General features: G+C 40.9%; 13 protein-coding genes. 6 read left to right on the top strand and 7 right to left on the bottom strand.

The features are described from left to right. Positions 1-115: 115 nt before the first annotated feature. The 4 genes from IWX76_RS02060 to IWX76_RS02045 all read right to left on the bottom strand — a co-directional run bounded on the left by IWX76_RS02060 (position 116) and on the right by IWX76_RS02045 (position 4,017). A complete protein-coding gene (locus IWX76_RS02060) occupies positions 116-1,318 on the bottom strand; it encodes a multidrug effflux MFS transporter (RefSeq protein ID WP_196858193.1) in 1,203 nt (400 codons plus the stop codon). 200 nt (positions 1,319-1,518) lie between these two features. Then, positions 1,519-2,292 (bottom strand): exodeoxyribonuclease III, encoded by a 774-nt coding sequence (gene xth, locus IWX76_RS02055; protein ID WP_196858192.1) that lies wholly within the window; start codon positions 2,290-2,292, stop codon positions 1,519-1,521. A gap of 48 nt (positions 2,293-2,340) precedes the next feature. Continuing rightward, a complete protein-coding gene (locus tag IWX76_RS02050) occupies positions 2,341-2,880 on the bottom strand; it encodes an OmpA family protein (RefSeq protein ID WP_334641003.1) in 540 nt (179 codons plus the stop codon). Positions 2,881-2,904: 24 nt separating this feature from the next. Further along, the gene (locus IWX76_RS02045) at positions 2,905-4,017 is read right to left on the bottom strand and encodes a DNA alkylation repair protein (protein WP_196858191.1); all 1,113 of its coding nucleotides are present in this window, start codon (positions 4,015-4,017) and stop codon (positions 2,905-2,907) included. Between the two features lie 88 nt (positions 4,018-4,105). On the opposite strand from IWX76_RS02045, the gene IWX76_RS02040 reads away from it, so the two are divergent. Further along, on the top strand, positions 4,106-5,074 hold the full coding sequence (locus IWX76_RS02040) for a helix-turn-helix transcriptional regulator (RefSeq protein WP_196858190.1): 969 nt from the start codon (positions 4,106-4,108) through the stop codon (positions 5,072-5,074). 49 nt (positions 5,075-5,123) lie between these two features. Here IWX76_RS02040 and IWX76_RS02035 read toward each other — a convergent pair whose 3' ends face one another. Continuing rightward, positions 5,124-5,600 carry a DinB family protein gene (locus tag IWX76_RS02035; RefSeq protein WP_196858189.1) on the bottom strand — a complete coding sequence of 159 codons (477 nt, stop codon included), beginning with the start codon at positions 5,598-5,600 and terminating at the stop codon, positions 5,124-5,126. 161 nt (positions 5,601-5,761) lie between these two features. Between IWX76_RS02035 and IWX76_RS02030 the strand changes: the two genes are divergently transcribed. Continuing rightward, positions 5,762-6,847 (top strand): acyltransferase family protein, encoded by a 1,086-nt coding sequence (locus IWX76_RS02030; RefSeq protein WP_196858188.1) that lies wholly within the window; start codon positions 5,762-5,764, stop codon positions 6,845-6,847. Positions 6,848-6,888: 41 nt separating this feature from the next. On the opposite strand, the gene IWX76_RS02025 is transcribed toward IWX76_RS02030, so the two are convergent. Further along, positions 6,889-7,455, bottom strand: coding sequence for a DUF1579 family protein (locus IWX76_RS02025; protein ID WP_196858187.1), 567 nt, complete (start codon positions 7,453-7,455; stop codon positions 6,889-6,891). 238 nt (positions 7,456-7,693) lie between these two features. Between IWX76_RS02025 and IWX76_RS02020 the strand changes: the two genes are divergently transcribed. Together IWX76_RS02020 and IWX76_RS02015 are read left to right on the top strand one after the other, a co-directional pair. Further along, complete coding sequence (locus IWX76_RS02020; RefSeq protein WP_196858186.1) at positions 7,694-8,899, top strand: MFS transporter; 1,206 nt, start codon at positions 7,694-7,696, stop codon at positions 8,897-8,899. 263 nt (positions 8,900-9,162) lie between these two features. Further along, entirely contained in the window at positions 9,163-11,094 is a 1,932-nt protein-coding gene (locus IWX76_RS02015; protein ID WP_196858185.1) for a sialate O-acetylesterase, read from the top strand. 33 nt (positions 11,095-11,127) lie between these two features. Here IWX76_RS02015 and IWX76_RS02010 read toward each other — a convergent pair whose 3' ends face one another. Continuing rightward, positions 11,128-11,757, bottom strand: a complete 630-nt coding sequence (locus IWX76_RS02010; RefSeq protein WP_196858184.1) for a hypothetical protein — start codon at positions 11,755-11,757, stop codon at positions 11,128-11,130. A gap of 168 nt (positions 11,758-11,925) precedes the next feature. Between IWX76_RS02010 and IWX76_RS02005 the strand changes: the two genes are divergently transcribed. Further along, positions 11,926-12,480 carry an RNA polymerase sigma factor gene (locus IWX76_RS02005; protein WP_196858183.1) on the top strand — a complete coding sequence of 185 codons (555 nt, stop codon included), beginning with the start codon at positions 11,926-11,928 and terminating at the stop codon, positions 12,478-12,480. 15 nt (positions 12,481-12,495) lie between these two features. Further along, the gene (locus IWX76_RS02000; RefSeq protein WP_196858182.1) at positions 12,496-12,840 is read left to right on the top strand and encodes a hypothetical protein; all 345 of its coding nucleotides are present in this window, start codon (positions 12,496-12,498) and stop codon (positions 12,838-12,840) included. The last annotated feature ends 79 nt before the right edge of the window (positions 12,841-12,919 follow it).

Genomic DNA, 12,919 nt, shown 5'->3' with positions numbered 1-12,919 from the left:
AGTGATGCAAAGATAGCCTTTTATCTTAAAAAACCATCATCAAGTTAATTAAAACGAATAAATATGTTAAATTATCTTACAAAAGCCTGATTAAGAGCGTTAAAAATTTCAATCATTAAACCTTTGCAGCTTGCAGCGAAACCGTCTTTTTCGCTGCAAACAAAATTAATAAGGCCGTTAATACCGCTACCGTCATGATCAAAGGCATCGGAAGGGTAGAGGTTTCAGGGAAGAAACTGACCGCCATAGATGCCAAAGCACCTAAACCCATCTGAAATGCACCCATTAATGCAGAAGCACTACCCGCATCTTTCGAAAAAGGCGCAAGCGAAAGTGCAGCAGCGTTCGGATTGATTAACCCCAGGCAACTTAAAAATAAGGCAATAAAAGCGATGGTGCTGTATAACGAAAGTAGGTTATTTAGTGCAGCCAATAAGAAAAGCACACTTATGATGGCCTGTGCGGCTAAAGCCCAGGTGATAATGGTTTTGCTGCTGTGCCAGCGTAAAATTAAACTGTTCAGTTGACTGGTGCCTATAAAAGCCACTGATAACAAAGCAAAGATCCATCCGTAACCGGTTTTACTTACGCCATATAAATTCATAAACACCATGGGCGATGCCGCTACATAGGTAAACAGACCTGCAATGGATAGGGAAGTGATTAATGCATAAGTATAAAACTGAGGTACAACCAACACACTTTTAAATTTAGTGATCATCGCTACTGGCTTTAAGGAATAGGTTGGATCTGGTTTAAAGCTGTTTGGCAAAAAGAATATAACAGCTAATAACATCAGTACGGCCATACCTGCCAGGAACATAAACACCGATTGCCAGCCAAATGCCGTCATCAAGTAACCACCCGCTGTAGGGGCAAGCATGGGCGAAATGGCAATAACCAACATCAGCGATGCAAATACTTTAGCACTTTCTTTAACAGGAAAGAGGTCCCTTACCATTGCCATAGAGGCTACCGCAGCAGCACAACTACCAATGGCTTGCACAAAGCGCAATACGATGAGCTGATTTATATTAGTGACCGCCAAACAGCCTATGGAAGCAATAATATACAGTGCCAAACCAAAATATAAAGGCTTTTTACGGCCAAATTTATCCAGTAAGGGTCCGTATAACAATTGCCCGAAAGATATTCCAATAAAGAATCCGGTAAGTGATAAGGAAACTTTAGGTACTGTGGCATTTAAATCCGCGGCAATGGAATCAAAGCCTGGAAGATACATGTCGATAGAAAATGGCCCTAGTGCCGCCAAAGCGCCCAGAATCATGATAAGATTGAAGTTTTTAGATGTCGCCATAGGGTGCTGTCATAAATAGGGCGCAAAGGTTGCTATTTTTTTAGAAAAACCAGTACCTTAATTTGTTCCTCACCTGCAAATCATAGCAGTAATTTAAGGCTAACTATTATCAAACATTAATTATGTTCTGCTTATAAACCGTTAACAAGAAAAAACACAAATAAAGCAACTAAGACCCTGGCGACTTCAGTCGAGCTGGTTTAATCAGCTAACTCAATCCAAACCGGACCATGATCGCTCGATTTCTCCCAGCCACGCACATCGCGGTCTACACCAGCTGCCTGCAGCTTATCACTCAGGTTAGGACTTAGCAGAAAATGATCGATGCGCAATCCTGCATCCCTTCCATAGGCGTTTCTAAAATAATCCCAAAAGGTAAAAATTGTTTCATTAGGGTACAGTTTACGGATGGCGTCTGACCAGCCTTGATCAACCAGGGTTTTAAAGGCTTCCCGACTTTCCGGCCTGAATAAGGCATCTTTCACCCAGCGTTCTGGTTTGTAAGCATCCTGCTCCGTGGGAATTACATTGTAGTCGCCAGTGAGCACCACAGGAACTTTAGCGGTTAATAGTTTGGCTGCGTGTTGGCTAAATTGCTCCAGCCACAGTAATTTATAGTCAAACTTAGGTCCAGGAGCGGGATTTCCATTTGGTAAATACAAACATCCAATTATAACACCATTGATAAACGCTTCAATATACCGGCTTTGGGTATCATCGGGGTCATTAGGCAATCCCCGGCGAAGTTCTTGAATTTCCCCATAGCGGGAAAGGATGGCCACACCGTTCCAGCTTTTCTGTCCATGCCATATCGCATGATAACCTGCATCATTAATTGCCTGCAGTGGAAATTTATCTTGGGGTGCTTTAAGCTCTTGCAAACACACCACATCGGGTTTAGTTTGTTCAAGCCATCGTAGCAGAACCGGTAAACGTCCGTTAATTCCATTTACATTGTAAGTAGCGATTTTCATTAGTATAAAATTTGTTTTTTAACGAACGTCTACCGGTAAATAAAAGTTTTAGTTTGCTTTCAGTATAGTCACTTCAACCCTGCGGTTAATCAACCTTCCTTCTTTTGTTTTATTATCGGTTACAGGTTTGGTATCTCCGGCACCTATAGTTTTAATCCTGTTTGAATCCAGGCCCAAACTAGCCATATATTTCTTTACTGATACCGCTCTCTTCTCAGATAGCCATTGGTTATATTCAGGAGTTCCCGTTTTATCAGAATGTCCTTCTACCAAAATCCTGCGGTCTGTAGCTTGTTGTTTAATCACGTTTGTAACATCGGCAATGCTTTTAGTAGAGTTATCATTCAAATAGGAGGAATTGGTAGGAAACAGAATCTCCGAGCTAAAGGTAAACCTAATGCCTTCATTCGTTCTTTCCACCTGGTTTTCTGGTAAGTCTTTTTTGATGTTAGTTAACTCATTGTCGGTTTCTGTCTGTTTAACAGGTGTTTGAACCGCTATTTTTTTCGTTTTACAGGAAACAGTGACCATGGCGATCACAACAAGTATTAGGCTTTGTTTTTTAGTCATGTAGGTTGGATATCTCATCTGTTAAAACTAAATATTATTTCTTTAAGATAAAAGTTTAGCGAGCAGTTCGAAGCTTTTTATGGTATCCTTTTGTTCCTCGCCATTAATGATTAACGACAATTGATGCTCGCCTGGGTAAAACACCCGGGTGGTAATGGGCCTAAATGATTGTTTCCGCTCAATGACCACACGTTCACCCGCTTTATAAATTCGCTCACTGATCTTAAACACTTTTCGGGCAAGCGTGCCATTAGCTTTCTTATAAAACAATCCATATTCCAGCCTGATTGTTTTTGACGCGGTATTGGTGTTCTGTATCGAAAATGAAAATGCCATCGCGTCTCCCATCATCACCAGGGGTGTCTTCATTTTAAAATCAGTTACCAATAAGCCCTCCGTATCTAAACCATAGTGACTCAAAATATCCGCATGTCCTTGTTTTAACAAGGTTCTACAGCCATGTTTCATAATGGCATCAGTTTCTTTACTATGTCCAAGCCATTCTTTCGCCAGAAGAAGCACCACTTCCGGATTATCTTTAGAAATATCGTTCAGATTATTGGCCACACTTCTTCTTACCGATTCAGATGGATCGTTCTTTAGGTTTTCCAGGATAGGAAGAATCAGTGCGGGGTCTTTTTTCAATTGGGGGATGGCCATGGCCCAGGGCAAACGGGGCCGACTGCCTTCTGTGGCCAAACGTCTCACTTTTGCACTTTCATGCCTAGACCAAAGTTTCATCTGCTCCATCATCTGGTCAAAATATTTGATGAGAAAAGGACGGACTGCGAATTCACAGCTCACAAATTGGGTAACGAACTCCAATGCAGGAACGGAGGCCTGGAAATCGTCGATACCATAAACTTCGAGATAATCGGGCAAAAAGATAAATGCAAGTTCGTCCTCACCACGACCCATTTGACGTAGTTCATTAATAAGTTTATAGATAACGGGTACGGCAGCTGTGAACTGGGCTGGCATAAATTCATGAAGCACTAGGGTGGTGTGCCGCATCCTTTCCTTTAACTCCATGTGCTGGAACTGCTCGTTGAAAATTAGAGACTTGAATTTAACCGAATCGAAGGCAGGAAGGACCTTACTTAGTGCGGTAGCCACGCTAACGTAAAACGCTGTTCCGTATAAATTTTTCAACATAAAACAAAGCTAAGGAAACAATAACCACGTAAAGGAATAGTCATCACTTTTGTTTTTAACCCTTATATTTGGGTAAATATTTTTTTCTATGGATGAAACGCCGAAACGTTTTGATAGAATAGTGGCTATTCTGATCCAATTGCAATCCAAAAAAATCGTGAAAGCACAGGAGCTGGCCGGGCGTTTTGATGTGAGTCTGCGGACCATATACCGCGACATCCGCACCTTGGAAGCATCCGGCGTTCCTATTTACAGTGAGGCCGGCATAGGATACTCCTTAATGGAAGGCTATCGTTTACCACCGGTCATGTTTAGTCGTGAGGAAGCCAGCAGTTTCATTGCTGCAGAAAAACTGATGCAAAAGTTTACCGATCAGGAAATGGGTAAACATTATGCTTCGGCTACTTATAAATTGAAAGCCGTTCTTCAAAGTGCTGATAAAGATTGGGTTTCCAGCATTGAATCTAATGTGTTAATGCAGCCAGGAGGTAAGTTGTTTAATGAAAGAGCACCTGATACTTTGGCCTTACTTTTTAAAAGTATTGCGGAGAAAAAGCAAGTGGTACTTTATTATAAAACGGCAGAATCGGAGGAAGCCATCGCAAGAACGATTGAGCCTGTGGGGGTTTTTCATGATCACGACAATTGGTATACCCTGGGCTATTGCCACTTGCGACAAGCTTACCGGCAATTCAGGACGGATAGAATTTGCCAGATCAATCTGACGGAAAAGCCATTTACATTAACACACCAGCCGCTCGAAACCTATCTTCAGCAGAATGAAAAAGCATGTGCAACAACCAAAGTGGTCATTTTAGTTGACAAAAAAATCAGGAAACATTTGGAGTATGAAATGAAATACCACGGTTTTGTGTCGGAAACCTCTGTTGGAGACCATTGGGAAATGACCTTTCTTGCACCCAATATAGAGGAAGGGTTTGCGCGCTGGTATTTAATGTTTGGCGATTATGCGAGTATCATATCGCCTGAGCAGCTAAGAAACAGGGTAATAGAGTTAATGGATAAAATACTGTGCCGGATAAAGGTAAACCACTAAGCGGTAATTAACGCGCTTAATGGTTTAAAGGTATTACGATGACGTAACCTTACCTTTCCCAGAAAAAAGGAGGTTGTATACCCAAAGCTCTTAAATACACATAACCTTGTCCGCGGTGGTGAATTTCGTTATCAATAATGTAAAGAATATTTTCAATCACCGGGAAATTATAGTGGCCGAAGAGGTTAACAGTTTCATTAAAATCTTCCACTTGTAACTTGCTCCAGTATTGGTTGATTTCTTCAGTAGCCTGATCCCATTTCTCTAAATATTGCTCCTTGGTGGTTAGTTCTTGGGAATTTTCCTGAAAAGGAGTTTCTTGTTTTTCCACTATTCCTTTCATCCCTGGAGCACCCATTGCAAGCAACTCTGAAGTCAGGGCCGAAAAAGACCTCATACCTCCGATAGAGAATTCAAAGAAATCTTTCTCTGGAAAAGCCTCAATGACTTTTCTGGTTAAATTACGGTGTCCTTGCCAATGGCTTAATAGTTTTTCCGGGCTGATTACTTCTACGATTGTGTTCATAATATTATCCTTTATGGTTTGTAAATCAAAAGTAAATAGGGGTGGTGACAACAGTTTGTCAGTAGCATTTAGAATCTTTTATTTTTGATGTTTATTTATTATTCTGTAACCTTGCCCATCATCAACCACAGATAAACTCATTTAATAAACACTACCTACATTTGAACGTTAAAACCACAAACCCAGAAATACTTCAGTCTAAACATCATTTCGAAATCCTTGACGGCCTTCGTGGCGTAGCAGCATTAGCCATTGTATGTTTCCATTTTATGGAAGTAGCTTATCCAGATGCCACTAAAAACTTTATTGGTCATGGTTTTTTAGCAGTTGATTTTTTCTTCTGTTTATCAGGTTTTGTAATCGCCTACGCTTATGACGACAGGATCGGGAAAATGGGCTTACTGGAGTTTTTTAAGTCGCGAATCATTCGCTTACATCCTTTAGTTATATTGGGTGCGGTGTTAGGATTGTTCGCCTTTCTCTTCGATCCCTTTGGCGGTAGTGCAGATACCTATAGTGCAGGAAGAATTTTCTTAATTTTTGTAAGTTCAGTTTTGTTGATCCCATTTCCGGTAATGGAAGATCGTTTCTTTAATCTTTTTGGGTTAAATGCACCAGCCTGGTCGTTGTTTTGGGAGTATGTAGCCAATATCGCCTATGCGTTGGTTCTGGTAAAGTTGGGGCGAAATATTTTGTTAGCATTAGCCATTATTGCTGCAGGGGCACTTATTTATGTAGCTTACAGTTCCGGTTCTTTACTAGGGGGTTGGGGAGGATCGACCTTCTGGCATGGTGGGGCAAGAATTGCCTATTCCTTTTTAGCAGGGATGCTCATTTTTAGATTCAACCTGATCATCCGGTCGCAGGTTGGTTTCCTCGGTTTATCTATATTACTGCTGTTGGCTTTTTTAATGCCCTTTAATTGGGGTTGGAGAGCTGAATTAGTGGTCGTGTTACTTTACTTCCCCTTGTTAATTACGTTAGGGGCAGGGGCTCAAGTGACCGAAAAATTGAAAAAATTGTGCAAGTTTTCAGGAGAGATCTCCTATCCTTTATACATGACCCATTATGCGGTTATCTTTATGTTTCTTAATTATTATACTGCAACGCAGCCCACTACCACACAACTTGTTTTAATTATTATTACGGGTATGATCCTTTTAACAGGTGTTGCCTATATCGCCATGGTGTCGTTTGATATTCCAGTGCGCAGGTATTTAAATGCGAAAAGAAAAAAGCAAGGATAATAGCTTAATGCCCATGTTGTCAGACTTCTCTATACTGTAGTTTAGTTAATTGTAGGTGTACGCGTTAATTTGTACTCCACCGTTTTCCGTGCTTTCTGGCCATCGGCCTGGTCAATATTTTGGATAATCAAAGTGTTTTTATCTATGAAATGCAGTATCTGTCTAATCCTGATTACCTTTCCACCACCCGGACTAATCATTTGCCCAGATAAGGTTGCTATTTTTGTGTTTTGATTCCAGGCACCGGTCAGTGATAGGGTTCCAGTTCCCATATTGGTGATGGTAATGAGGTCCATATTTTTACCGCTGGTGTTAAAACCGATGGTAGTTACCGATTGGTAGTCCATGTCCATCATGGTGCCGGTTTGGCTAAGTTCGAGAAAGCGGCCTCCTAGTATCATTTGGTTTTTAGCAGCTACTTTTACCTTCATCGGATCTTTTCCTTCGGCGGGCCACATGGAAATTTCCATATCGAAATCTCCGGCGTATTCACTTAACATACGGTGGACTTCGTTTGGTGTCATGTATTCTTCCCATGGGTCACTTTGCTGGGCAATTACAGAGAAATAGCTGATCGTGAGGAGTATGGCCAGGATTAATCTTTTCATAAAGTAATTTAAGCATAAATTATATATATTTAGTAAGGTGTGTAGTTGTACAAATAAAATGGTCATTTGTGTCCCTATATAAATAATGGTAACACGATGAAATTTTAGGTGCATATAATTTATGCCTGTTGTATCCTTAGCAACAGGTCAGGCAGATGTTATAATTAAAGCTTTTAAGCCCCAACTATTAGACAGATGCTTATATTTGCGGAAATCGTTTTAATATTTTGTACCACCAATGAATACCGCATCTACAACCGAAAGCATTGCCGAGAAAACAGTTTTCCCCATTCTTTTCGCCATAAGCTTTTCACACCTGTTAAATGATACTATACAATCGCTAATTCCTGCTATTTATCCGGTAATTAAAGATGCTTACCAACTCAGTTTTACGCAAATCGGATTGATTACCTTAACATTTCAAATGGCTGCATCATTGTTCCAGCCATTTGTAGGGCTTTATACTGATAAAAAACCGCAACCTTACTCTTTAGCTGTTGGAATGACCTTTACCCTGGTGGGGCTTATTTCTCTGTCGTTTTCTTCCAGCTTTTACATGATGCTGCTTTCCGTGGCATTGGTAGGTACTGGGTCCTCCATATTTCATCCTGAAGCTTCCCGTATGGCCCATGCGGCATCGGGGGGCAGGCGTGGACTAGCACAATCCATCTTTCAGCTAGGTGGTAATTTTGGTAGCTCTCTGGGTCCTTTATTGGCCGCCTGGATCATCGTGCCCTATGGACAATCAAGTGTGGTTTGGTTTTCGGTCATTGCATTGGTGGCCATTATGGTACTCAGCAAAGTTGGTACCTGGTATAAAGGCCATGTAACTGCCCTAAAAGCCAAAGGCAAATCTAAGATCACCAGCATTACCCATACCTTTTCCAAAAAGAAGGTGGTTTTCGCTGTCGCCATTTTATTGATCCTGATTTTTTCAAAGTATTTTTACATGGCTAGCCTAACCAGTTACTTCACTTTTTATGTGATGGATAAGTTCGGCGTATCCGTGCAAACCTCACAGGTATACCTATTTATATTTTTGGTTTCTATAGCTGCAGGCACCTTAATTGGTGGTCCGGTGGGCGATAAGATTGGCCGTAAATATGTAATCTGGTTTTCTATCCTGGGTACAGCCCCCTTTGCTTTGCTGTTGCCTTATGCCAATCTGTTCTGGACGGGTGTATTGATTGTACCTATCGGAATGATTTTAGCTTCAGCTTTCTCTGCAATTCTGGTGTACGCGCAAGAACTTATTCCTGGTAAAGTGGGCTTAGTATCAGGCCTGTTTTTTGGTTTTGCTTTTGGAATGGGCGGAATAGGTTCGGCGTTATTAGGTAATCTTGCCGATAGCACCAGTATTGAATACGTGTTTCACGTCTGTTCTTTTCTGCCGTTAATAGGATTGCTTACCGGGTTTTTACCAAATATTGAGCGCAAAAGATAACAACTAAATTTAACTTCTACCCCGAGACTATTTGTGGATACATCCTCGTATCCCTCATGGTCGTTGTTGGCGGCAATTTGTCTTATACTGCTTTGAATACTTCGTTAGATACGTCCGCCAAATTCAGGGGCCGAATAAACAATTCACCCACAGGCAGTTATTTATAGGTTTATTATCATCAACCGCAGGATTATTAATAGCTTGGAGAATTACCCGCAAGGTATATTTAAGGAGTAAACCAACTAAAAAACTATAAAGAATCAATGAGAAAGGAATTCATTAAATCAGCACTGGTTATATTTATGGTGGCATCAGTATCCCTCGTTAATGCACAGGTACGCTTACCAAAATTATTTGGAAACCATATGATCCTGCAAAGAGATGCTGCGATCCCAATTTGGGGAACTGCCAAGCCTGGAAGTCAGGTCGTGGTGGTGTTAAATGGTAAACGCGTAAAAACAACTGCAGGGCCAGATGGCAAGTGGCAGTTAAAACTTCCAGCCATGAAAGCCGGTGGTCCGCATACCTTGTCTGTTTTTGAAGGAAATAATGTAGAGCCTGCGTTTGATTTTAGCAATGTTTTGCTGGGCGATGTTTGGTTGGCCTCGGGGCAGTCGAACATGGAATGGCAAGTACAACAGTCGGCCAATGCAGCAGCAGAAATCAGGAACGCTAATTTTCCAGCAATTCGTTTTTTTAATGTACCACACAATGTGCAGGTTAAACCACAGGATAGCCTTGCAGGCGGTTCCTGGGTATGTATGGATACCGCAGGAGTAAAAAATGCATCAGCTGTTGCCTATTTTTTCGCACGAGATCTGCATGCAGAATTAAATGTGCCCATAGGTATTGTGCAATCCACCTGGGGCGGTACACCGGTAGAAGCCTGGACGAGTAAAGAGCAGCTACTTACTTCCACAATTACCCGCGAAAAGGTTCTTCAAAATGATACCATCACTGCAAAGCATTTTATACAAGACAGCCTGGACCTGGTTCGGTTCTGGGAAATTGTAAACCAACCGCCACACCATGTAGTTGGTAGCGTTACCAAAGTGGATTATAATGATTCTTCCTGGCTACAGCTAAACATGCCTGCAACACTAAAGAACATGAATATGCCTGGTTATGAAGGCATGATGTGGTTACGCAAGACAATAAACCTTCCATCGGCCATGACAGCTAAAGATTTAACGATTGAGCTTGGGCAACCTGAAATGAATTATTCTTTGTATTTCAATGGAGAATTGATAGCAAAAAATATATGGAATGCTAACCCGACGCATCACTATACCATCCCTGCGAAATTGGTAAAACAGGGTAATAATGTAATCGCCATACGCATGGCCTTTTTGTGGCAAGGGGGTGGTTTTAATCCGCCAGCTGATCGGCTATATATTACAGATGGACAAACCAAAATTAGCATGGCAGGAAGCTGGAAATATCAAAAAAGCCTGGAACCTGCAATACCGTCAATAAAAAACTATTACCAGCATCCTGCTTTTCTCTATAATGGCATGATAAATCCTGTTATTCCTTATGGCATAAAAGGATTTATATGGTACCAGGGAGAAAACAATGTAGGTGCACCTAAGGAATATAGAACCACATTTCCAATGTTAATCGCTGACTGGCGTGCACGTTGGAAAAAAGGAGATTTACCATTTTTATATGTGCAGTTGGCTAATTTTATGAAGCAACATCCTGAACCCACAGAAAGCGACTGGGCATTACTTCGTGAAGCGCAAACGATGAGTTTAAAACAGCCAAATACAGGCATGGCCACAGCCATTGATATTGGCGTGGCCGACGATATTCACCCCAGAAACAAGCAGGAGGTAGGCAGAAGGCTTGCGCTATTGGTTAAACGACAGGTGTATAAAAAGAAGGTACAAGCCACTGGACCTCTTTATAAAAGTCACAAAACGCAGGATGGTATAATTACGGTCCGTTATGCTGAAACAGGGAAAGGATTAACCACTAGTGATCATGGCAAATTGAAAGGTTTCGCCATCGCAGGAAGTGATAAAAAGTTTTATTGGGCCAATGCTGTTTTACAGGGCAATACAGTAGTCCTTTCAAGCGATGAGGTTAAATCACCTGTTGCCGTACGTTATGCATGGGCCGATAACCCGGATGGCAACCTAATAAATAAGGACGGGTTACCTGCAGTTCCTTTCCGAACAGACATTGACTAAACTACCGCCTATTCATCTATTTACCACCCGGTACTAACGGAGTGGTAGATAGGTGGAAGTGGGATCGTCGCCTTTTTTAAAAATAATGACGGCCTTGCATCTTTGGTCATCCCCAATTTCAAAGGCAATACCATCTTTATCGTTCCAGACCTGTATTATCTGATTAGGCGTTAAGGGGTATTTAATGTGCTGTACATCGTATGCTTTTTTAATTTCCATAAGTGTATCATTTACACCAAACCCTTCCTTAGTTTTAAAAGCTGGTGAGGTCACCCGAATTTGTCGAACTCTGGAGGGCGAGAGTTCTTCTGTGGTTCGGGCAGCAAAGATAGAGGTGGAATGCCTTACACCATCTTGTTCCTGGAACCAGAAGGCAACCATTTTTTGCATAGCCGCATCACTGGAGTCAGGTTTACCCAGCAATTCGAATACCTCTTCAGTATTTCCATCAATTTTAATTTTGCCCGCAGCAATACCTGGCAGTAAAGTAAAATCAGCGCTTACTTGTTCTGGTGAATCCATCAAACTGTCACGAATTGTAGTTGCCGCGTTCTCCTTATCATCCTGGCGATCATCATTCGTTTCCTTATCGTTCCTGCTACATGCTGCAAATGAAGTTGTTAAAGTTATTAATACTGCTATTGCAGTCTTTGAATTATACATATCTATTAATTTGATAGAAAACGGATAATCAGAACAAAATGTTCTAATTAATATTTGTAATCTTATGTCGAAAAGATGGTTATGCAAATATTTAAAAATAATTTAAAATGTTTCTTCGGCACAGTCGTCTTCATAGTATAAACAGCCAATATTTTGAAAGCCGCATTCATGCCCAAAGACCATAATAGCTATATCGTAGATACCATTAAAGCATATGGCAAGAGCTTGATGGGCTTTATTAGAAAGCAGGTAAGCAATGAAGCCGACGCAGAAGATATTTTACAGGATGTTTGGTACCAATTAAGCAACGTCATTAATGCGCAACCTATAGAGCAAACCAGTGCATGGCTGTATCGCGTAGCTAAAAATAAGATTCTTGATAAACATAAAAAGCATCGGGAGAGCCTGTTAGATGACTTGTACAAAGAAGAGGTTAATGAAGAAACATCAGATTTAATAAGCATTCTGATGATTGAAGTAACTACTCCTGAGACTGCCTACTTGCGTAATCTTTTTTGGGAACAGCTTTTCCTGGCATTAGACGAGCTGCCCATAGAACAGAAACAAGTATTCGTGTGGCAGGAATTAGAAGATCAGTCTTTCGATGAGATCTCCGAAAAAACGGGTATTAAATTTAACACCCTGGTTTCTAGAAAGCGTTATGCTGTACTGCACTTGAGAAGGCGACTAAAACAGCTTTATACAGACATTACCGAATATTAATAAACATACAATCAAATGAAATCTACTTTCAATAGAAACCGAAAAAAGTTCCTTTTTATACCTTTTGGCGTGGCCGCTTTACTCGCTATCATCAGCTATATAGTGATGGTGTTGTGGAATAATTTACTGCCTAACATACTGAATGTTAATGTAATTACGTTTTGGCAAGCGATGGGAATCTTTATCCTATGTAAGATCCTATTTGGTTTTGGAAGACATGGTGGTGGCGGATCATGGGGGGCGCGTAAAATGGTAGAACGATGTAAACAAATGACGCCCGAAGAAAGACAGCAGTTTAAAGAGGAAATGAAGCAAAAAATGTGCGGGTGGAAAAAACAAAACGATCCGCAAAATAGCTAATCAAAAAATTAAGAATATGTACCTTACAGTATTCAAAACAAGTGTGAATACACACGAACAAAGCCTTAAAATTCAATTG

The organism is Pedobacter sp. CAN_A7 (assembly GCF_015752175.1).
Lineage (GTDB): Bacteria > Bacteroidota > Bacteroidia > Sphingobacteriales > Sphingobacteriaceae > Pedobacter.
Note: the sequence above shows the minus strand (reverse complement) of the source record. Positions and strands in the feature narration are given on the sequence as shown.